The following is a 20186-nucleotide window of genomic DNA, read 5'->3' as shown; positions in this document are numbered from 1 at the left end:
TGCGGCTTTCCCTCGTTGCTCGGCACGGCTCTAGCGGCCCGTTTGCTCAACTTCCAGTCGGGTAGAAAGTGTAGCTCAGGGTAATCTCGTCGATGTCCTTGGTGTCCGGATCCTTGGTGATCTGGGGATCAACGAAGAAGACCACCGGCATGTCCTTGGCCTCGCCCGCTTTGAGCGTCTGCTCGGTGAAGCAGAAGCATTGGATCTTCTTGAAATATTTGCCGACCTGGTCGGGGCTGACGTTGAACACGGCCTGCCCGGTGATCGTCTTCGCGCTGAGGTTCTGGGCGCGATAGAAGATTTGCGTCCGCGCGCCGGGCTTGACCCGGACAGTGGTCTGCTCCGGCTCGAACCGCCACGGCAGGCCGGGGTGGACGTTGGCGTCGAAGCGCACGCCGACCTGGCCGGCCACCGCGCCCGGCGCCTTCTCGGCCCGCTGGGGGGTGCCGGCAAATCCCGTCGCCTCGCAGAAGATGCGGAACAGCGGCACGCTGGCGAAGGCCAGTCCGATCATCGCGGCGACGATCACGGCCATGATCAGCGCAGTCTTGGTATTCCGGTTGTGGGCGAGTGCGGTCACCAGTTGATCCCCGTCTTGGCGATGGTGATGAAGAACAACAGGACGACGAAGCCGCCGAGCAGCCAGGCCATGATCCTCGCTCGCTCGCGCTGGCGCTTGCGGACGACCTCGTCCTCGAGCCTGGTCATGCGAGGAACCGGTCGACCACGAGCACCATGAACAACGCGAAGAGATAGAAGACGGAATAAGCGAACAAATGCTTCTCCGGGCCCATCTGGGCGGGCTCGGTCGACCGGTTGCCCATGACGCGCGCGGCGAGCACGACAAACACCAAACTCAGGATTGCCGCACTGATTCCGTAGATCGGCCCGGCGAGTGCCATCGGCCACGGCGCGAGCGCCGCGGCCGTCATCACCAGGCTGTAGGCGAAAATCTGGCGACGCGTGTTCTGTGGCCCCGCCACCACCGGCAGCATCGGAATTCCGGCCGCCGCATAATCGGAGCGCACGAACAGCGACAGCGCCCAGAAGTGAGGCGGAGTCCACAGGAACACGATCACGAACAGCAGCAGCGGAAGCACGTCGACACGCCCGGTTGCGGCGACCCATCCGATCAGCGGCGGAAAGGCGCCCGCCGCTCCGCCGATGACGATATTCTGCGCCGTGCGCGGCTTCAGCCACACCGTGTAAACCAGCACGTAGAACAGGATCGACACCGCCAGCAGGACGGCCGCCAGCCAATTGGTCGCGAGGCCCATCAACAACACCGAGAAGGCGCCGAGACCAACCCCGAACTGCAGCGCGACGTCGCGGTCCATCCGCCCGGCGGGCAGCGGACGTTTGGCCGTGCGCCGCATCTTTGCGTCGACATCGACCTCGTACCATTGGTTGAGCGCGCCGCATGCGCCCGCCCCGAGCGCGATGCAGAGGATCGCGGTAAAGCCGAGCGCCAGCGGCGGCGTGACCGGCGCGGCGAGCATTCCGCACAATCCCGTGAACACGACCAGGGACATGACGCGCGGCTTGGTCAGCGCGAGGATATCGCGCCAGTCGGCCGGAAGCGCGGCTGGATTGCTCATCTCAATGGCGGGCATTGACGCGCCCTATAAGGGCTTGGGCCAGAGGCGAAAAGCCCCTCCCACCACCTCTCCTGCACGCGGCGATAAGAAAACGCCCCGGCCAACGGACCGGGGCGCTCTTGAACACGTTCGCTTTGCCTAGTCGATCTTCGGCAGCGTCGAATATTGATGGAACGGCGGCGGGCTCGGCAGCGTCCACTCGAGCGTCGTCGCGCCCTCGCCCCACGGATTGTTCGGCGCTTTCTTGCCGGCCGCCAGCGACCAGAACAGGTTGACGAAAAACACCGCGACCCCGGCGATCGTGATCATATAGCCGATCGTCGCGACATAGTTCCAATAAGCGAAGGCCGGCGTGTAGTCGGGAATGCGCCGCGGCATTCCGTCGAGGCCGAGGAAGTGCATCGGGAAGAACACGACGTTGACGCCGATGAACATCAGGAAGAAGTGCACCTTGCCGAGGAACTCATTGTACATCTTGCCGCTCATCTTCGGGAACCAATAATAGAAGCCGCCGAAGATCGCGAACACCGCGCCGAGGCTGAGCACGTAGTGAAAGTGGGCGACCACGTAATAGGTGTCGTGCATGTAATTATCGACGCCGCCGTTGGCGAGGATGACGCCGGTGACGCCGCCCACGGTGAACAGGAAAATGAACCCGATCGCCCACAGCATCGGCGTCTCGAAGGTGATCGAGCCGCCCCACATGGTCGCGATCCAGCTGAAGATCTTCACGCCCGTCGGCACGGCGATGATCATCGTCGCCGCGGTGAAGTACATCTTCTCGTCGACGTTCATGCCGGTCGTGAACATGTGGTGGGCCCAGACGACGAAGCCGATCACGCCGATCGCGACCATCGCGTAAGCCATGCCGAGATAGCCGAACACCGGCTTGCGGCTGAACGTCGCGACGATCTGACTGACCATGCCGAAGCCCGGCAGGATCATGATGTAGACCTCGGGGTGGCCGAAGAACCAGAACAGATGCTGGTAGAGGACGACGTTGCCACCGCCCGAGGCGTCGAAAAAGGTCGTGCCGAAATTGCGGTCGGTGATCAGCATGGTGATCGCGCCGGCGAGCACCGGCAGCGCGAGCAGGAGCAGGAAGGCCGTGACCAGGATCGACCATACGAACAGCGGCATCTTGTGCAGGGTCATGCCCGGCGCGCGCATGTTGAAGATGGTGGTGATGAAATTGATCGCGCCGAGGATCGAGCTGGCGCCGGCGAGGTGGAGCGAGAAGATTGCCATGTCGACCGCGGGGCCCGCCGAACCACTGGTCGATAGCGGCGCATAGACGGTCCAGCCGGTGCCGGCGCCAAGGCCGCTGCCGCCGGAGACGAAGCTCGAGCCGAGCAGCAGGCAGAACGCCGGGATCAGCAGCCAGAAACTGATGTTGTTCATGCGCGGGAACGCCATGTCCGGCGCGCCGATCATCAGCGGCACGAACCAGTTGCCGAACCCGCCGATCATCGCCGGCATGACCATGAAGAAGACCATGATCAGCCCGTGCGCGGTGATCAGCACGTTCCAGTGGTGCAGCTGCTCATCGAACGTCGCCGCGCTGCCGGCGCCGATCGGCCAGACATGGTTGAGCACCTGGATGCCCGGCTCCATCAGCTCCCAGCGCATGATCCCGGAAATGCCGCCGCCGATCACGCCCGCGACAATGGCGAAGATCAAATAGAGCGTGCCGATGTCCTTGTGGTTGGTGGACATGAACCAGCGCGTGAAAAAGGCCGGCTTGTGATCCGCGTCATGGTGCGCGTCATGCGCCTCGTGGGGCCGGAGATGGAGGGAGTCGGCGGTGGTGCTCATGAATACGCTTTCCGGTCCTTAATTCTGTGCGGTCGCGGCTTGGTTGGTCGCGGGCTGTTCGATCGCGGCGGCCGCCTGGGGCTGGGCGGCGGCCGGCGTCGTCGCGGCGGGCGCGGCGGCAGCAGCCGGCGGGGTGGCGCCCTTGAGATGGCCGCCCTTGGACGCGACCCAGGCCGCGAACTGCGCCGGCGGGACGGCCTCGACGCCGATCGGCATGAAGCCGTGGCGGGCGCCGCATAGTTCCGAGCACTGGCCGAAATAGACGCCCGGCCGGTCGACCTTGACCCAGGTTTCGTGCAGCTGGCCGGGGTTGGCGTCCTGCTTGATCCAGAAGGCCGGTACGGCAAAGCTGTGGATGACGTCGTCGGCGGTGATCATGAACTTCACCACCTTGCCGACGGGAACCACGATCCGCTCGTCGACCGCCAGGAGCGGCGGGCCGTCGTCGTCGGTGCGGGCGCGCTGGTTGGCCTGGCGCGTCGGGTCGCCGGCTTCCTTCAGCATGTAGCTGTCGAAGCCGACGCCGTTGTCGGGATATTCGTAGCTCCAATACCATTGGTGGCCGGTCACCTTGATCGTCACGTCGGCGGGCGGCGGGCTATATTGAGCGCTGAGGAGGCTGATTGACGGGACGGCGATGCCGACCAGGATCAGCACCGGGACCAGGGTCCAGATTATCTCGATCAGAGTATTGTGCGAGTTGCGCGATGGAATGGGATTCCTGCCGCGACGATAGCGGTACATGGTCCACAGCAGCAGGCCTAGAACGACGATGCAGATGATCACCGCGATCCACATCAGCGGCCCGTTGTGGAACCGCGCCGCGCGTTCGCCGAGCGGGGTAACCTGATACTGGATGCCCTTGCGGCCGTCCGGCTCCCCGATGCCCGGCGTTGGGATCATGTGCCCAACGCTGCCCGGAACGATCGCCGGCTGGGCGGCGTCGGGCTTGGTCGCGTCCTGCGCGGTGCTGGCGGGCGGCGTCGCCGAGGGCGCGGCGGCGGTGCTGGCTGGAGCAGTCGTACTCGGCGGGGTTTGCGCGGCCGCGGGTGTCAGCCCCGCCATGGCCAAGGCGATCGCCCATCCAATCAGTCTCATCTTCACCCCTGGCATGCGTTGGGACTGGAGGCGCGAATGCGCGTCCCCTCTAGATTTGCTCGGCTCTATAGGCGCCGGTTTTCCGAGCCTCAAGCGGTTCATCCCGGCAATGGTTGAAGGGCCGTCCGGCGCAGCCTAATGGCACGGTCACGATGATGAGCGACGACGAAATCCTCGCCGAATTCCGCGCCGCCGATGCGTTGCTGGAAGGGCATTTCATTCTCTCCTCCGGCCTGCGCAGCCCGCGCTACCTCCAGTGCGCCCGCGTGCTGATGGACGGCGTCCGTGCGGGGCGGCTGGCAAGCGAGCTGGCATCGCGCATCCCGGCTGAGCTGCGCGAGCGGATCGACGTCGTCATCTCCCCCGCCATGGGCGGCGTGATCATCGGCCATGAGATGGGCCGAGCGCTTGGCCGTCCCGCAATGTTCGTCGAACGGCCGCAGGGCGTGTTCGAGCTTCGCCGCGGCTTCCACCTCAATCCGGGCGCCAGGGTATTGATGGTCGAGGACGTGGTAACCACCGGCCTGTCGTCGCGTGAGGCGATCGAGGCCGTGCGCGCGGCCGGCGGCGACGTCGTTGCCGAGGCGGCGCTGGTCGATCGCTCGGGCGGCAATGCCGACCTTGGCGTGCCGTTCTTCCCGCTGATCCAGATCGACGTGCCGACTTACGAGGCCGACGCGCTTCCGCCGGACCTGGCGTCGATCCCCGCGGTGAAACCCGGGAGCCGCGCCGCCGCGTGACCGGCCGACTCCGCCTCGGCGTCAACATCGACCACGTCGCGACCATCCGGAACGCGCGCGGTGGCGACCATCCCGATCCGGTCCGTGCCGCGCATATCGCGGCCGAGGCCGGCGCCGACGGGATCACGGCGCATCTGCGCGAAGATCGGCGTCACATCACCGACAACGACATCGACCGCCTGATGGCCGAGATCGATCTGCCGCTGAACCTCGAGATGGCGGCGACCGAGGAGATGCTGGAAATCGCGCTCCGGCATCGGCCGCATGCCGCATGCATCGTTCCCGAGAAGCGCGAGGAGCGCACCACCGAAGGCGGGCTCGACGCCGCCGGCCAGCACAACCACCTCGCTTATTATGTCGACAAGCTGGGAGCGGCGAACATCCGCGTCAGCCTGTTCATTGAGCCGACCGAACAGCAGGTGGCGGCCGCGGTCCGCCTCGGCGCGCCGGTCGTCGAGTTCCACACCGGTCGCTACGCCCACGTCGAGGGCGAGGAGCGAACGGCCGAGTTGAAACGCATCGCCGATTACGCGGCGCTCGCGGCCAAGAATGGCATCGAGCCCCACGCCGGTCACGGCCTGACCTTCGATAATGTCATACCGGTCGCTGCGATTCCCCAGCTCGCCGAACTCAACATCGGCCATTTCCTGATCGGCGAGGCGATCTTCACCGGCCTCGACGCCAGCGTGCGCCGAATGCGCAAGTTGATGGACGAAGCGCGGTGATCGTCGGCATCGGTTCGGACCTCTGCAACATCGAGCGGATCGAGAAGTCGCTAGCGCGCTGGAGCGACAAATTCCTCCAGCGGGTCTTCACCGAGACCGAGCGCGCCAAGGCTGCCTCGCGCCCACACACCACCGCCGGCACGCTGGCCAAGCGCTTCGCCGCCAAGGAAGCCTTCTCCAAGGCCGTCGGAACCGGGTTCAAGCGCGGCGTCCATATGAAGGACATCGGCGTCGTTAATCTGCCGTCCGGGAAGCCCACGCTACAGCTCACCGGCGGCGCGAAGGCTCGGCTTGACGCTCTTGCGCCGGACGGCCACGCCGTCGACATACATCTGACGATGACCGACGATTACCCCTGGGCGCAGGCCTTCGTGATCCTGACCGCCCGCAAGCTGGAGCCCTGAGTGTTGAGCGATACCGTGCCTGAGGCGAGCGCCGAACCCGAAGCCCCGCCAGCCGAGAAGAAGGACGAAGGCTCCGCGCTGTGGCGCGAGATCAAGGGCCTGCTGTGGGTACTGGTCGCCGTGCTCGCGTTCCACAGCTTCATCGCCAAGCCCTTCTACATTCCATCCGAATCGATGATGCCGGGCCTGCTGACGGGCGACCGGCTGGTGGTAACCAAATATCCCTACGGCTGGTCGTGGGTCAGCCCGAGCTTCCACGTCGTCCCGCCGATGCAGGGGCGAGTGTTCGGCAGGCTGCCCGAGCGCGGCGACATCGTCATCGTCACGCCCCCCGGCACGCGCACCGACTACATCAAGCGCGTCATCGGCCTCCCCGGCGACGTGATCCGGATGGTCAACGGCACCCTCATCATCAACGGCGAGCCGGTGAAGCGCGCAAAGCGCGCACCGACGCTCGTGCCGGTCGACGTCAACTCGCCATGCGGAGCGGGCCAGGACGACAAGCTGCTGCCCTATCGCATGCCCGGCAAGGACGGCGGCATGGTCTGCCAGGTGCCGACGATCCGCGAGACGCTGTCCAACGGCCGCTCCTACGACACGGTCGAGCTCGGCCTCACTCCGGAGGACAATTTCGGACCGGTGCACATTCCCGCCGGGCACCTATGGCTGATGGGCGACAACCGCGACGACAGCGCCGACAGCCGCGTGCCCGAATGGCAGGGTGGGCTCGGCGGGCCGGTGCCGTGGGAGAATATCGGTGGCCGCGCCGAGTTCATCACCTTCTCGCTCGACGGGTCGACCAAATGGTGGAACCCGTTGACCTGGCTTGAAGCGCTGCGCCCCGGCCGCGCCGGAAAGTCACTCAGGAACAGCTGATGGCGACGCGGAAAGCCCCGCCGACCACCGAGCCGCATGTCGAGCGGCCTGGTCCGGCGGAGTTCCGCGACCCCCTGGTCAGGCGCGAGATCGCCAAGGCCGCGGTGTGGCTCGGCATGGCGCTGGCGATCGTCGGCGTCATCGTCCTCGCCCAGCCGCTGCTGCTGATCGTCGGCGGCGCGATCTTCGCCGTCTTTCTCGATGGCGGCGTCCGGCTGCTCGGCCGCTTCCTTCCCATACCGCGCGGCTGGCGCCTGCTGCTGACGCTGATTCTCGGCTTCGGCTTCCTCGGCTGGGTGTTCTGGTTTGCCGGCACGACCATCGCCGCCCAGGCCGAGGCGCTGCGCCTCGTCGTCACCGAGCAGTTCAACCGGGTCATCGCCTTCGTCGCCTCGCTCGGGCTGATGCCCACGAGCCAGCCGACCAACATCGGCAGCCAGCTGCTGGGATCGGTCGGCCGGCTGACGACCGCGGTGGGCAGCGCGATCGGTGCGGTCGCGAGCTTCATCGCCATGCTCGTGATCGGCATCTTCCTGGCCGCCGAGCCGCGCATCTACGACCGCGGCATCGCCTGGATGCTCCCGGTGCGGCACCGCGCCGGCTTCTACCGCATTGCCGAACATGTCGGCTTCACCCTTCGGCGGCTGCTGTTCGGGCGCCTCGTGGGAATGATCTTCGAGGGCGTCTTCACCTGGATCATGCTGATGATCGGCGGCGTCCCGATGGCGGCTCTGCTCGGCCTCGTCACCGGCGTCCTTGCGTTCATCCCGAACATCGGCGCGATCACTTCTGGCGTGCTGATGGTCGCGGTCGGTTTCTCCGCCGGGCCGCATCAAGGCCTCTATGCGATCTTCGTCTACTTCTTTGTCCAGAATATCGATGGCTATCTGGTCGTCCCCTACATCGCGCGGCGGACGGTCGACCTCGCGCCCGCGATCGTGCTGGGCATGCAGCTGCTGATGGGCGCCCTGTTCGGGGTCCTCGGCGTGCTGTTCGCCGATCCCGTGCTGGCGACACTGAAAGTGGTGCTGGTCGACCTCAGCCGGCGCGAGGCGGCGGAAGAGGGCGAAGGACCGGAGGTCGTCGCCTCCGATTAGCTTACTGGCCGGGCGCGCCCTGCTGCATCATCGCCGCCCCGCCGCGCACGATCTTGCGCACCCGCACCTCGAAGGTCAGCGGGCTGCCCTTGGGCCAGCCGGGGGGCGTCGAGCCGCCGGTGAAGGCGAGGCTCTCGGGCATGGTGAAGCGGTACTGCCCGCCCTCCTTCATCCGGGTCATCGCTTCGGCGAAGCCGGGGAAGACCTGGTCCATGGCGAAGGGCTGGGCGCCGCCGTGGCTCTCGCTGCTGTCGAACACGTTCCCGTCGTTCGCCATCAGCACATAGTCGAGCATCGCCGCGTCCGTCTTGCCGATGGGCTCGCCGCTGCCGGCTTTGACGGTGCGGAACTGGAGGCCGCTCGAGGTCACTTCGGGCCGCAGCGAGCCCGCGCCGATCCAGGCAAGGCCCACGCCGGCTGCGATGACGATCAGGAACGCCAGCCACAGCTTGACCGCCCGGCCGGTGTTGGCGGGTCGATGGGCGGCTTCGGCGACGGACATGCGATTGGGCTGAGGTTAGGAGCGAGCCGTGCCTTCGCGCTCGGCGCGCTTGCGCTCGAGCTTGCGGGCGCGGCGGATCGCGGCGGCGCGCTCGCGGGCGCGCTTTTCCGACGGCTTCTCGTAATGACGGCGCAGCTTCATCTCGCGGTAGACGCCTTCGCGCTGCAGCTTCTTCTTGAGCGCGCGCAGCGCCTGCTCGACATTATTGTCGCGAACGATGATCTGCATAAAAGCCCGTCACAATCCTTCCAGGGAATAGGGTAGCGGCCTCCGGAGGCGAACCTCGGCGGCGCGCGGCCTGTAGCAGGGCGCTCGAATGCATTCAACCCGTTGCAAAATTGTGCCTTGTGCGACGAACCGAGCAGTCGAAACGATGGGCCGAGCAACCTTAACATTTAGGTTATCGGCGGTTAACCCATTGAATGTTAGACCATCCGCTTCAATCGGAGGGTGGGAATGTCATTGAATCGAAGAGATATGCTGCGTCTTGGCGCCTATGGCGCTGCCGGAGCGATCCTCTCTTCAGCCGCGAGCTCGAGCACGGTGCCGTCGCTGTTGATGCCGACGAGCCCGCTCTCCGGCGCGCCCAATCCGACACCGCTGATCCAGCCGCAGGCGCCCAGCTCGCCGATCGGCGTCGACCCGCAGCTGTTCGCCCGGGCCAAGGCCGCGCTCGACAGCCACAAGATCTACGCCCGCGACACGATCGGGATCGTCGATTTCTCGAAGCCGTCGAGCGAGCCGCGCTTCCACCTCGTCGACATGGCCAGCGGTGCGGTCGAGAGCTTTCGCGTCGCCCACGGCCGCGGCTCCGACCCCGACCATTCGGGCTTCGTCGAGAAGTTCTCGAACAATTTCGGCTCCTACGCGAGCTCCAACGGCGCATACACGACCGCCGATTATTACGACGGCAAGTACGGGCTTTCGATGAAGGTCCGCGGCCTCGACTGGTCGAACTTCAACGCCGAGCCGCGCGCGATCGTCATCCACAACGCTTGGTATGCCGAGGACGACATGATCTCGGTCCACGGCAAGCTCGGCCGCTCCGAAGGCTGTTTCGCGATGAGCCGCGAGAACCAGTACAAAGTGATGCGCAAGCTCGCCGGCGGAAGAATGATTTACGCGGATAAGCTGGCGTAACAAACAACCAGGCGAGCTTCAAAAGCCCCGGCCATCCGCCGGGGCTTTTTCTATTTGGACGCCACTTCCTGCTTCGGCTTGGGTGGCACCAGGCTCGCTCCGCCGTCCTTCATGTTGAGCGCGACCATCGCTTTGGGGTCGCGGCCGTAAAGGTCCTTGTAGTCGACGATCGAGCCGTCGAGCAGCGCGGCCGCGCTGAAATAGACGATGTAGACCGGCAACGGCTTCACGAAATTGGCCTGGACCGTCTTCTTGCTCGCCAGCGTCGCCTCGATCTTGTCCGGCGTCCACTCGCCCTCGTCGTCGCCCAGCAGCTCGGTTGCGAGGCCGAGGATGTGCTGGGTGCGCACGCAGCCGTGGCTGAGCGCCCGCGTCGAATCGTTGAAGCGGCTGCGCGCATTGGTGTCGTGAAGGTAGATCGCCTTCGAATTGGGCATCACGAACTTGATTTGGCCGAGCGCGTTGGTCGGCCCCGGCGGCTGGCGCCAGCGCTGGATCTTGCCGTCCTCACCCTTGACCGGGACGAAGCCCTTCTTGCCCGCGGCTTCCTTCTCGATGCTCTTGGGCACTTCCCACCAGGGGTTGAGGATCACGCCGACCGCGGTCGCATTGAGCTGCGGCGTCGGGGTCGACAGCTTGCCGGCGATCGCCCGCTGCTTCCAGCGGTTGACGCCGTTTTCCACCAGAGTGGCGTGGAAGCCGGGCACGTTGACGATGATGTACTTGTCGCCGAGCTCGCGCGGCAGCCACCGCCAGCGGTCCATGTTCAGCCGGATGTGGTTGATCTTCGACGCCTGGGTCGGCGAAGACTTCGCCAGCGCCGCCTTCAACGCCGCATATTGCGGATGGGTCGGCAGCAGGCTGTTCAACGCCTCGGTGATCTGGTGAGTCGCGAGCGCGCTGCGGAGGAGCGAATCCTGCCTCGCCGAATCGAGGTCCTTGTCGACGACGAACCAGTCGATGCGCTGCGAACGCTTGACGTGCCCGAACGCGAGGTCGGACGAGACGCGGTTGAAATGCTCGGTCGCGACCTGCGACATGCGCGCCGGATCGCCCGACTGCAAAGCGGCGGACAGCCCGTCAGGATCGTAGTCGGCGGGGTTGAGCCCCTCGACGCCGATCTGCCGAATGTAGGCGAGCAGCTGCTCGGCGCTCGCCACGTCCCAGATGGCAGGAGGCAGCGGCGGCGGAACCGGCACCGAGCCCGGGGTTTGCACGATCTCGGGTGTGTAATCGGGATTTCCCGGAACCGGCGCGCCGGGCTGGGCCGCGGCGGCGCCGCTCGGGCTGGGCGCGGGGATGGCCGGCGGCAGCGGCCGGGCCACGACTGGCGCCCGCAGCGGCGGCGAGGGCCGCACGGCGGGTACCTGCGCCAAAAGCGGTTGCGCGGCCATCGCCGCTGCCGTGGTGGTCACAAACCAAGAAGTCGCCCGCGTGCCCGATGGCACCCTCAACCCGTTCATTTTAAACGAATACCCCAAGAGTTCGACAATATTACACCGGTTGCGAACCGCCCGCCAGTCGCGCCGGGGCAACAGTGCGGGAAGTTCGTTATCCAACGATTTTCGCAAACCAATCCTTAAGCGAGGCTGGCTAAGACAGAATTAGCTTTGTGGGAGCCGATTGGACGTGGCGTCCGGATATTTTCTCGACGGCGGGATGATCCCGCGCAGCGAAAAGCGCACGATCGACGAGCGCACCGAGCTTCGGCACCCGTCGGTGTCGAGCACGGCCATGCTCGAGTTTCGCGGGCGCAAGCATGTCGTACGGCTGATCAACGTCTCCGCTTCGGGCGCGATGCTCATCTTCCCTCACACTCCGAACATCGGCGAACGCTTGCAGCTTCACCTGCTTGACCAGGGTCTGGTCACGGCACAGGTGCGCTGGGTGAAGGACGGACGTGTCGGCCTGTCTTTCGCAATTCCGCTGGAGTAATTAGCGGATGGAGATGAGCTTCGTGAGCATCAAGGCCCGCATTGCCGAGGACGACCGCGACCGGCGCCGTTCGTCGCGCCTGCCCGTCGATCTCGGCGCGACGGTGCGCGAGCTCGGCGCGAGCGGAGTGGAGGCGCGCGTGCTCAATATCTCCGAGACCGGCTTCATGGCCGTCGCCGAGGGGCCGTTCGAGGTCGGCTCGCGGGTGTGGCTGATCCTTCCCGGCCGCGACCGCGCCAACGCGGTCGTCAAATGGATCGCTGGCGACAAGCTCGGCGCCGAGTTCGCCGAACCGATCGAGCTCGAGGGTCTGCGGGCCTAACGCTTCGGCTGGTCCGGGGCCAGCCACATCTCAGCTTGGACTTCCCTGTGCCTGTGCCGGGCGCTGCCCGACTCGTGAAACCGGCCTTCACCTCACTCGTTGGGCGCGGCGGAAGGAAGGTTCGCGATGGCGACGAGCTTGGTGCCCAGCAGGCTTTTTGAGCGCGGCTATTATGCCGTTTACCGGGATCATGAGGTCAATCACTGCCCCGGCTGCGGGCGCACCCACTGGATCATTGGGCGGGTCTCGGCGGAATGCGCATTCTGCGCGACGGCACTGCCGCTGGCCGAGGCGAGCCGGCCGACCGGCCCGGTCATCATCCAGCACAAGAATCGCGACGCCCACGCCTGGGCAGCCTAGCAGCCGATCCGGCGCTAGCCTTTCCGCCGGACCGGAACCTGCACGTTGCAGACATCGACGCCGCCCGCCGGACGGACGTAGAAATCATCATGCCGGTTCGCCCGCAGGCGAAGATAATTGGCGAAGGTCCGGCTTCCCGTATCCATCACCTCGAACGACGGACGATCCGCGGCGGGCATGTCGCTTGCCAGCCGGATGGACGCGATCGGGACATATTGCGCTTTGTCCTTGTAGAAGCCGAGCGCCTCGGTGCCGCGCGGCAGCGAGCTCAAGCGGTCGATGCCCTCGACCACGCGGCCGACGATGGCGATGTTGCGGTCGAGCTGGCGCGGCGCATGGCCGATGACGGCATAGAGCTCGCCGCCGGTGCCGGTGTCGGGCGAAAGGTCGCGGCCGACGCCGACCGTGCCGTAGCAGTGGGTCAGGTCGGCCCAGCCGGCCTTGCGATCGAACGCCATCGGCCAGCCGTTCACGAACCCCGCGCCGGCGGCATAGGGGTCAGCCGACCCGAGCGGCGTGATCGAAAGCCCCTTCACGGACCGTGTATATTCGGCCGGCGGCTTGGCGACGACGTCGGCCGGAAAACCCTTGTCGCTGTCATTCAGACCCCATTGCGCGACATAATTGTCCTGCAGCCGGTAGATCGTCGCCCCGTCCCAGTAGTTGCCCCGGGCGAGGGCGCGGATGTTGGCGACGTGGACCGGCGCGAACTGCGGCGCGAGCTGGATGATCACCCGCCCGCCGCGAGCGAGGTCCATAACCAGCAGATCGTTGGGATCGATCGCTTTCCACGCGCTCGCCGGGGATTGCGCGACGATGTCATTGGGCGTGAGCTTGGCCGCGGGCGCGGCGCCGATCAGCAACGCGGCAGCGGCGACAAGTAATGGAAGTTTCATCGGCTCCCCCTTCGTGGCGCCGGTCTAGCCGAGCATTCGTGGCGGGGCTATCGCCAAGCCATGTACACCGCCGCCTTGATGCTGCTCGGCTCCGGCGAGCTCGGCCGCGAGTTCGCCATCGCGGCCAAGCGCCTCGGCTGCCGGATGATCGCCTGCGACCGCTACGCCAATGCCCCCGCGATGCAGGTTGCGGACGCGTTCGAGGTGTTCCCGATGCTCGACGGTGCGGCACTCCGCGCCGCGGTCGAGAAGCACGAGCCCGACGTCATCCTTCCCGAGATCGAGGCGATCGACACGGCGACGCTCGCCGAGCTCGAGAACGAGGGATGGCGGGTCGCGCCGTCCGCCAAGGCGGTGCAACTGACCATGAATCGCGACGGAATTCGCGATTTCGCGGCCACCAAGCTTGGCCTGGTCACGTCCAGATACCGTTTCGCCGAAAGCCGCGATGAGGCGCTCGCCGCGGCCGGCGAGGTTGGGCTGCCGTGCGTCGTCAAGCCGGTGATGTCCAGCTCGGGCAAGGGCCAGACCACCGCCAAAACGGCCGCGGAGGTCGGCACGGCCTGGGATTATGCGGTCGAGAAGATGCGGGGGGACCGGCCGCGTGTGATCGTCGAGGAATTCATCAAGTTCGACAGCGAGATCACTTTGCTCACGGTGTCGACCAAGGACGGCATCCTGTTCTGCGCGCCGGTCGGCCATCGCCAGGACGCGGGTGATTATCGCGAGAGCTGGCAGCCGGCGGCGCTATCCGAGGGTGCGCTGATGTCGGCCCGTCACCAGGCCCGCAAGGTGGTCGAGGCGCTTGGCGGCCACGGTATTTTCGGCGTCGAATTCTTCATCTGCGGCGACAAGGCGATTTTCTCGGAGCTCAGCCCGCGCCCGCACGACACCGGCATGGTCACCCTGATTTCGCAATTCCCCAACGAGTTCGAGCTTCACCTGCGCGCGATCCTCGGCTTGCCGATCCCGGCAATCGAGCTGATCGGTCCGTCCGCTTCCGCGGTGATCCTCGCCGATCGGGAGAGCGATAGCTTCGCGTTCGAAGGCCTCGCCGAAGCGCTTGCGCTCGGCGCTCCGCGTAATCCCGTCGACCTCAGGATCTTTGCCAAGCCCATGACGCTCCAGAATCGGCGCATGGGCGTCGCGCTGGCGCGCTGCGCAAGCGCCGATGACGCGGTCGAACGCGCCAAGGCTGCAGCTTCGCGCGTCAAGATTCGTTACTCCGTCTGAAGGAGGCGCGCATGCACCGGAATTTGACGATCGCAGTCCTGGCAGGCCTTTGCCTCGCCGGCTGCGACGAAACTCAGCCGGCTCAGCAGCAGACCAAGATCAAGGTCCGCAGCGCCGAGCAGAATCGGCTTCACCAGCTGGACGCGTTCAATCTGGCGATCGGGCTCAAGCACGCGATCTACGACGCGGGCTACACCTGCAAGCGGATCACCGGCGCGGGCTTTGTGGCTGAGTGGAACAACCTCGACATGTGGACGGCGCACTGCGTCTACGACAACGGCTCGCAGCGCGACTGGGCGATTTTCGCCGGCCCCGACGGCAGCGCTCAGGTTCGCGATTGCAAGGATGTCCCCGGGTCGGGACTTCCGGCCTGCGTCATCAAGGTGAAGCCGAAAGGCAGCTTCACCGAGCTCAAGTAGGGCGAAACTGGTCCGCTAGCGGGGATTGCACTGGCGAGTTTCCTTATACTCGCCAGACGCCGACTTTTCCTTGATCGTAACGCAATTGCCCTGGCGGACTTCCTCGCGCCAGCTGCCGTCCGGATTGGTGACGCGATCGCCCTTGGGCACGCGCTTGCCGTCCTTGATCTCGTAGCTCCACCCCTTGGGCGTTTTCTGGTCCTGAGCGGACGCAGCGGTCGCGAAACCGGCAGCCGCGATCACCGCGACCCCGCCAAGCACCAGCAGTCCTTTGCCGATACGCATGTTCACACGACTCCTCATGTTTATTTGTAGCACCGACGACGTGAACCGGGGCTGACGGCGACTCAACCGGCCAGGCCGCTCGCTTTGCCCGATTTCTCTTCTTGATGTCGGATCGACACCACCGAATCGCAATGGGCGAGGGTGCTCGGGCGATGAGCGATCACCAGCGCCGCCGGGCGCGGCTCGACCGCTCGGAGCCGCTCGAACAGCTCGCCTTCGCCGCCGCTATCGAGCGCAGCAGTTGCTTCATCGAGGATCAGCAATGTCGGCGAGCGCAGCAGGCCACGGGCGAGGACCAGGCGCTGCCGCTCGCCCCCTGAAAGCTGGCTCCCACGATCGCCGACGGGTTCGTCGAGCGCGCCATCGAATGCGCGAACGCGCTCCGCAAGCCCCACCAACTCGAGCGCGCGCCACACGATTTCATCGTCTCGGACGGCCGCTCCGGCGAGCAGATTGCCGCGGACGCTGTCGTTGAAGACCGTTCCGTCCTGGCCGACGTAGGCCAGCCCCCCGCGCCACTGTTCGAGCCGGCTTCCGACGAGCGTTTCGCCGTCTACCCGCATGTCCCCGGCGTCTGGCGGAAGCAGCCCGGCGATGATGTCGATGAGAGTGGTCTTGCCCGCCGCGGACGGCCCTTCGATCCCGATCCATTCGCCCCTCCGCAAGACGAGCGAGCAGGCGCTTAGCCCGCGCCCCGGCCGGTGATCGAACGCGACCTGATCGAGCCGCAGCTCGCGCCAATCCAGTGGCGCGGCTGAAGCGTCCGCCGTGGCGTTCGGCTGCAGCGTCCCGAGCCGCCGCTGAATGGCTGCGAAGGACTGAGCGTAGGTCGCGACATATTGCATGGACTGCTGGATCACTTGCGCCGGCGGGACCATGCGCGCGAACAACGCCAGCGCGGCGATCAGGATCGGGAACGGCAGCGCCAGCACCCGGACACCGACGAACAGCAGCAAGGCCGCCGCGATCGCAGCCGCGAACGCCGCCCATTGCCGAGCGCGATTGAGGTCCTTCGAGAAGCGCACGGTTTCATCGCGAGCCCCGGCGAGACTGGCCGCATATTCGTCGAGGAATTGGGGAACGCTGCCCTGCGCCAGGGCGGCCTTGAGCCCGGCGTGAAGCCGAAACCCGGAGCCCGTGCTTTCTTCCGATCGCTCCGTAAGCGCGATCCCGGTGGCCCCTCCGCGCCTCGCCCAGGCGGCGGCGACCAGCGAGCCGGACAGGAGGATCGCCAGTGCGATCAGCGCAAGCGGCGGCGACAGGACCAGCGTCAGGGCGAGCTGCACGGCGAGCATCACGATCGCCACCGCCATTTGCTGCGCGAAATCGACTGCGAGCGCCGCGCGCGGCACGTCGGTCAGCAGTAGCGATTGCATGCCCGCCTGGCCGATCCGGCTGGCGAAGGGCCACCCCCGACCGGAAAGGGTCGCGGCGGCGCGAAACCTCAGCGAGGCCTCATAGTCCGCATGCAGCCGGGCCAGCGTCACCTCGCGCGCGTAAAGAAGCAGCGACCGCGCGGCCATGAACGCGACGAACAGCGCCAGCGCGACCAGGAACCGCACATCCTCGGGAATGAAGGCGAACCGCGACAGCCACGCGCTGCCCTCGCCAGTCGCGATCGACGCGAGCGGGACGATCATCAGGAGGCCGAAGCCCTCGGCGAGCGCGCCGAGCAGCATGAGCGCGAGCGCCGCCCACAGCCGCGGGCCGGCGAATGTGCGATAGTCGTGAAGCAGCGTCGCGGCGCTGCTGCTGCCTTCAACCCGGCTCATGACCGGGCGAAATAGCAGAATTAGCCCTGGCGCGCTTTGAAGCGGCGGTTCGTCTTGTTGATGACGTAGGTGCGCCCGCGACGGCGGATGACGCGGCAGTCCCGGTGGCGCGACTTCAGCGACTTTAGCGAATTGCGAATCTTCATGGCCGGGCGCCTGCTCGTCTCTTGATCTAGGTTGTCGGAAGGTTCGTTAAAACCGCTGGTCCCCCTAGAGAGACGCGCCATTCAAGTCAAGGAGTGGTCACCGTTCGAGCAGCGTATGCTCCCATGAGAGCGCATCACGCACGATGGTGTCGATGTCACCGTAAGCCGGACGCCATTCGAGCTTGTCGAGCATCCGCGCATTCGACGCGACCAGTTGCGGCGGATCGCCGGCGCGGCGCTCGGCGAACTCGCGCCGAACGGGCGTGCCGTTGGCGCGGTCGATCGAGTCGAGCACTTCGAGCACCGACAGCCCTTTGCCGTAGCCGCAATTCACGACCAAATTCTCGTCCGGCCGCTCGGTCAGCAGTTCGAGCGCGGCGACGTGCGCGGCAGCAAGATCGCTGACGTGGATATAGTCGCGGATGCAGGTCCCGTCCGGGGTCGGATAATCTGTGCCGAACACGGCGACGTGATCGCGCTTCCCGACGGCTGCTTCGGCGGCGATCTTGATCAGGTGGGTAGAGCCCTTCCCCACCTGCCCGCTGCGGCCCTGCGGATCGGCGCCTGCAACGTTGAAATAGCGCAGGGCGCCATAGTTGAAAGGATGCGCGGCCGCGGCGTCTTCGAGCATGCGCTCGGTCATCAGCTTCGACGCGCCGTACGGATTGATCGGGAGCTTGGGATCGTCCTCGTCGATCGGTACGCGCTCCGGCGCGCCATAGACGGCGGCGGTCGACGAAAAGAGGATGTGGCGCACGTCCGCCGCGACTGCCGCGCTGACCAGTGCATGGCTGGCGACCGTGTTGTTGCGGTAATAGTCCAGCGGCTTTTCGACCGATTCCGGGACAACGATCGACCCCGCGAAGTGCATGATCGCCTCGACGCCATGCTCGGCGAAGATCCGCGTCACGAGCGCGCCGTCGGCGACCGACCCGTCGTGGAACGGCACCTCGTCCGGGACCAGCTCGCGGGAGCCGTTCGAAAGATCGTCGACGACGACGACCGGCCAGCCGCCATCCTTGAGGGCAAGGACGGCGTGGCTGCCGATATAGCCGGCGCCGCCGGTGACCAGAACGGGGACTTTGCTCATTCGCCGGCGCTAGCGAGGCTCAGCCGCGAATGCCAGCGCGCCGACACGCCCGATCAATCCTTCGATCATCTTATCGACCACGTCACTCAATCGAAGGATTTGCGGCGTTTCGGTCAATCTATCCGGCGGATCGGTCATAACGGCTGCACGCGCCCTCCGCCTAGATGCCCTCGCCGCGTCCCAAGTCCAACTTCAAACGCTGCCTGTACGCATGAAACCCACATTCGAACGTCGCTGACTCGCGTGATCTCCGGTGGACTTAGCCCATGACCGGGGCGGATCGCTGACAAGATAACGGCGCTCAAGACATGGAGAACTTACGTGAGCCTTCGAGGAAAATTTGAGTCTGCCGCAAGGCATCTGACGTTTACTGGCGACGAGCATGACAATTCGATCGTTATCAGCCGCGATGCCGCCGGCCACATCCTGGGCAACGGCGGCGCGATCCCCATCCACTCCGGAGACCCGACCGTTGCCAATACCGACCTGATCCGCGCCTTTGGCGGGGCCGGCAACGACACCATCAGGCTCGACGAGACCAATGGGCCGCTGACCGCCGCCGCGCTGTTCGGCGGACAAGGCAACGACGTCCTGACCGGGGGCAGCCGCGATGACCAGTTGGCCGGCCAGCAGGGGAACGACACGCTGTCCGGCGGCGGCGGGAACGATTTGCTGCTCGGCGGCGCCGGCAACGACACGCTGCTTGGCGGCGCCGGCGTCGATCACTTCTTCGGCGGTGACGGCAACGACCGCATGATCTGGAACCCCGGCGACGGCACCGACACCTTCGAAGGCGGCGACGGAATCGACGTCGCGGAAGTCAACGGCGGCGCGGCCGACGAAACCTTCACGGCGGCCGCAAACGGCACGCGCGTCGACTTCGACCGCGTCAGCCCGGGGCCGTTCTCGATCGATATCGGCAGCACCGAGAACCTGGCACTCAACATGGGCGGCGGGAACGATAGCTTTTCCGCAACCGGCAATCTCGCCGGCCTCATTCACCTGACCGTCGACGGCGGTGCCGGCAACGACACCATCAACGGCGGCAACGGCGACGACACTCTGATCGGCGGGGACGGCAACGACTTCGTCCACGGCAATGCCGGCAAGGACGTCGGCCTGCTCGGCGCCGGCGACGACGTGTTCCGCTGGGATCAAGGCGACGGCAGCGACCGCGTCGATGGCGGCGCAGGCACGGACGAGCTGCTGTTCAACGGCGTTGCGGGTGCCGAAGCCTTCGTCTTCACCGCCGACGGGACCAATGCATCACTCACGCGCGACGCGGGCAACATTCTCATGAACCTGACGGGCATCGAGAAGATTACCCTCAACACCCTCGCGGGCGCCGACAAGATCACCGTCAACGATCCGTCGGGAAGCGGACTTCACGAGTTCGACATCAACCTTGGCGTCGGCGGCCTCGGCGACGGATTCTCCGACACCATCGCCATCAACGACGACGATGACGTGCAGGTCACGAACCTCGGCAAGGGGAACCTGACGATCGCCGATGTCTCGGGCGCCGTGATCCACATCACCGGCTTCGAGGCGGGCTCCGACCATCTGCTCATCAACGGCGACGTCTTCGCCATCTGAGGCGAACCGTCACGGCTGCACATCGTCCAACCGGGCCGGCACGCCCGTGCGGACGATGTGCAGCTTTTTCGCCCGCCGCGCCGTTTGCGTGATCGGCGGAGCCGCACTATCAGCCGCCCGGATTCCACCCAAGCCGA

25 protein-coding genes are annotated in these 20186 nt (G+C 66.0%); 12 read left to right on the top strand and 13 right to left on the bottom strand.

Annotation, left to right across the window (positions count from 1 at the left end):
• Positions 1 to 46: 46 nt before the first annotated feature.
• The 5 genes from N539_RS0101665 to coxB form a co-directional block, all read right to left on the bottom strand.
• On the bottom strand, positions 47 to 580 hold the full coding sequence (locus N539_RS0101665) for a cytochrome c oxidase assembly protein (protein WP_269319417.1): 534 nt from the start codon (positions 578 to 580) through the stop codon (positions 47 to 49).
• Positions 577 to 708, bottom strand: a complete 132-nt coding sequence (locus N539_RS19095) for a hypothetical protein (RefSeq protein ID WP_269319416.1) — start codon at positions 706 to 708, stop codon at positions 577 to 579. Before N539_RS19095 ends, N539_RS0101665 begins: the two co-directional genes overlap by 4 nt.
• Positions 705 to 1613, bottom strand: coding sequence for a heme o synthase (locus N539_RS0101655; protein WP_037551676.1), 909 nt, complete (start codon positions 1611 to 1613; stop codon positions 705 to 707). Before N539_RS0101655 ends, N539_RS19095 begins: the two co-directional genes overlap by 4 nt.
• A 123-nt stretch (positions 1614 to 1736) precedes the next feature.
• The gene (ctaD, locus tag N539_RS0101650) at positions 1737 to 3413 is read right to left on the bottom strand and encodes a cytochrome c oxidase subunit I (RefSeq protein ID WP_028968853.1); all 1677 of its coding nucleotides are present in this window, start codon (positions 3411 to 3413) and stop codon (positions 1737 to 1739) included.
• An 18-nt stretch (positions 3414 to 3431) separates the two neighbouring features.
• Positions 3432 to 4511 carry a cytochrome c oxidase subunit II gene (gene coxB, locus N539_RS14935; RefSeq protein WP_231462810.1) on the bottom strand — a complete coding sequence of 360 codons (1080 nt, stop codon included), beginning with the start codon at positions 4509 to 4511 and terminating at the stop codon, positions 3432 to 3434.
• A gap of 155 nt (positions 4512 to 4666) precedes the next feature.
• On the opposite strand from coxB, the gene pyrE reads away from it, so the two are divergent.
• Genes pyrE through N539_RS0101620 form a run of 5 tightly spaced genes read left to right on the top strand, consistent with a single transcriptional unit; the run spans position 4667 to position 8353 of the window.
• Complete coding sequence (pyrE, locus tag N539_RS0101640; protein WP_028968852.1) at positions 4667 to 5251, top strand: orotate phosphoribosyltransferase; 585 nt, start codon at positions 4667 to 4669, stop codon at positions 5249 to 5251.
• Entirely contained in the window at positions 5248 to 5976 is a 729-nt protein-coding gene (locus N539_RS0101635) for a pyridoxine 5'-phosphate synthase (protein WP_028968851.1), read from the top strand. Before pyrE ends, N539_RS0101635 begins: the two co-directional genes overlap by 4 nt.
• The gene (gene acpS / locus N539_RS0101630; protein WP_028968850.1) at positions 5973 to 6380 is read left to right on the top strand and encodes a holo-ACP synthase; all 408 of its coding nucleotides are present in this window, start codon (positions 5973 to 5975) and stop codon (positions 6378 to 6380) included. The genes N539_RS0101635 and acpS overlap by 4 nt, the downstream gene beginning before the upstream one ends.
• 3 nt (positions 6381 to 6383) lie before the next feature.
• The gene (gene lepB, locus N539_RS0101625) at positions 6384 to 7256 is read left to right on the top strand and encodes a signal peptidase I (protein ID WP_028968849.1); all 873 of its coding nucleotides are present in this window, start codon (positions 6384 to 6386) and stop codon (positions 7254 to 7256) included.
• Positions 7256 to 8353, top strand: coding sequence for an AI-2E family transporter (locus N539_RS0101620; protein WP_028968848.1), 1098 nt, complete (start codon positions 7256 to 7258; stop codon positions 8351 to 8353). The genes lepB and N539_RS0101620 overlap by 1 nt, the downstream gene beginning before the upstream one ends.
• Before the next feature lies 1 nt (position 8354).
• Here N539_RS0101620 and N539_RS0101615 read toward each other — a convergent pair whose 3' ends face one another.
• Together N539_RS0101615 and rpsU are read right to left on the bottom strand one after the other, a co-directional pair.
• A complete protein-coding gene (locus N539_RS0101615; RefSeq protein ID WP_028968847.1) occupies positions 8355 to 8855 on the bottom strand; it encodes an FKBP-type peptidyl-prolyl cis-trans isomerase in 501 nt (166 codons plus the stop codon).
• Between the two features lie 15 nt (positions 8856 to 8870).
• Positions 8871 to 9083, bottom strand: a complete 213-nt coding sequence (rpsU, locus tag N539_RS0101610) for a 30S ribosomal protein S21 (protein ID WP_028968846.1) — start codon at positions 9081 to 9083, stop codon at positions 8871 to 8873.
• A gap of 249 nt (positions 9084 to 9332) precedes the next feature.
• On the opposite strand from rpsU, the gene N539_RS0101605 reads away from it, so the two are divergent.
• On the top strand, positions 9333 to 9995 hold the full coding sequence (locus tag N539_RS0101605; protein WP_037551674.1) for a murein L,D-transpeptidase catalytic domain family protein: 663 nt from the start codon (positions 9333 to 9335) through the stop codon (positions 9993 to 9995).
• Between the two features lie 50 nt (positions 9996 to 10045).
• Here N539_RS0101605 and N539_RS14930 read toward each other — a convergent pair whose 3' ends face one another.
• Positions 10046 to 11410 (bottom strand): L,D-transpeptidase family protein, encoded by a 1365-nt coding sequence (locus N539_RS14930; protein WP_197018315.1) that lies wholly within the window; start codon positions 11408 to 11410, stop codon positions 10046 to 10048.
• A 214-nt stretch (positions 11411 to 11624) separates the two neighbouring features.
• Here N539_RS14930 and N539_RS14925 point away from each other — a divergent pair, with 214 nt between their 5' ends.
• From N539_RS14925 to N539_RS14915, 3 genes are all read left to right on the top strand, one after another.
• Positions 11625 to 11930, top strand: coding sequence for a PilZ domain-containing protein (locus N539_RS14925; RefSeq protein ID WP_051531165.1), 306 nt, complete (start codon positions 11625 to 11627; stop codon positions 11928 to 11930).
• 13 nt (positions 11931 to 11943) lie between these two features.
• Positions 11944 to 12252, top strand: a complete 309-nt coding sequence (locus N539_RS14920; protein WP_197018314.1) for a PilZ domain-containing protein — start codon at positions 11944 to 11946, stop codon at positions 12250 to 12252.
• Between the two features lie 126 nt (positions 12253 to 12378).
• The gene (locus N539_RS14915; protein WP_037551672.1) at positions 12379 to 12612 is read left to right on the top strand and encodes a hypothetical protein; all 234 of its coding nucleotides are present in this window, start codon (positions 12379 to 12381) and stop codon (positions 12610 to 12612) included.
• Positions 12613 to 12626: 14 nt separating this feature from the next.
• Here the strand turns inward: N539_RS14915 and N539_RS0101580 are convergent, their stop codons facing one another.
• Complete coding sequence (locus N539_RS0101580) at positions 12627 to 13508, bottom strand: peptidylprolyl isomerase (protein ID WP_028968844.1); 882 nt, start codon at positions 13506 to 13508, stop codon at positions 12627 to 12629.
• Between the two features lie 60 nt (positions 13509 to 13568).
• On the opposite strand from N539_RS0101580, the gene purT reads away from it, so the two are divergent.
• Positions 13569 to 14741 carry a formate-dependent phosphoribosylglycinamide formyltransferase gene (gene purT / locus N539_RS0101575; protein ID WP_028968843.1) on the top strand — a complete coding sequence of 391 codons (1173 nt, stop codon included), beginning with the start codon at positions 13569 to 13571 and terminating at the stop codon, positions 14739 to 14741.
• An 11-nt stretch (positions 14742 to 14752) separates the two neighbouring features.
• A complete protein-coding gene (locus tag N539_RS17525) occupies positions 14753 to 15160 on the top strand; it encodes a hypothetical protein (RefSeq protein WP_051531161.1) in 408 nt (135 codons plus the stop codon).
• A gap of 15 nt (positions 15161 to 15175) precedes the next feature.
• Here N539_RS17525 and N539_RS0101565 read toward each other — a convergent pair whose 3' ends face one another.
• The 4 genes from N539_RS0101565 to galE all read right to left on the bottom strand — a co-directional run bounded on the left by N539_RS0101565 (position 15176) and on the right by galE (position 18453).
• Positions 15176 to 15445, bottom strand: a complete 270-nt coding sequence (locus N539_RS0101565) for a hypothetical protein (protein WP_028968842.1) — start codon at positions 15443 to 15445, stop codon at positions 15176 to 15178.
• A 62-nt stretch (positions 15446 to 15507) separates the two neighbouring features.
• Entirely contained in the window at positions 15508 to 17217 is a 1710-nt protein-coding gene (locus N539_RS0101560; protein ID WP_028968841.1) for an ATP-binding cassette domain-containing protein, read from the bottom strand.
• Between the two features lie 20 nt (positions 17218 to 17237).
• On the bottom strand, positions 17238 to 17363 hold the full coding sequence (gene ykgO, locus N539_RS0101555; RefSeq protein ID WP_006833921.1) for a type B 50S ribosomal protein L36: 126 nt from the start codon (positions 17361 to 17363) through the stop codon (positions 17238 to 17240).
• Between the two features lie 97 nt (positions 17364 to 17460).
• Positions 17461 to 18453: a UDP-glucose 4-epimerase GalE gene (gene galE / locus N539_RS0101550; RefSeq protein WP_028968840.1), complete on the bottom strand. Its 993-nt coding sequence runs from the start codon at positions 18451 to 18453 to the stop codon at positions 17461 to 17463.
• A gap of 321 nt (positions 18454 to 18774) precedes the next feature.
• On the opposite strand from galE, the gene N539_RS14905 reads away from it, so the two are divergent.
• Positions 18775 to 20049, top strand: coding sequence for a calcium-binding protein (locus N539_RS14905; protein WP_051531157.1), 1275 nt, complete (start codon positions 18775 to 18777; stop codon positions 20047 to 20049).
• Positions 20050 to 20186: the final 137 nt, after the last annotated feature.

Origin of the sequence: Sphingomonas sp. URHD0057, from assembly GCF_000620665.1 — a bacterium.
Classification (GTDB): domain Bacteria; phylum Pseudomonadota; class Alphaproteobacteria; order Sphingomonadales; family Sphingomonadaceae; genus Sphingomicrobium.
Note: the sequence above shows the minus strand (reverse complement) of the source record. Positions and strands in the feature narration are given on the sequence as shown.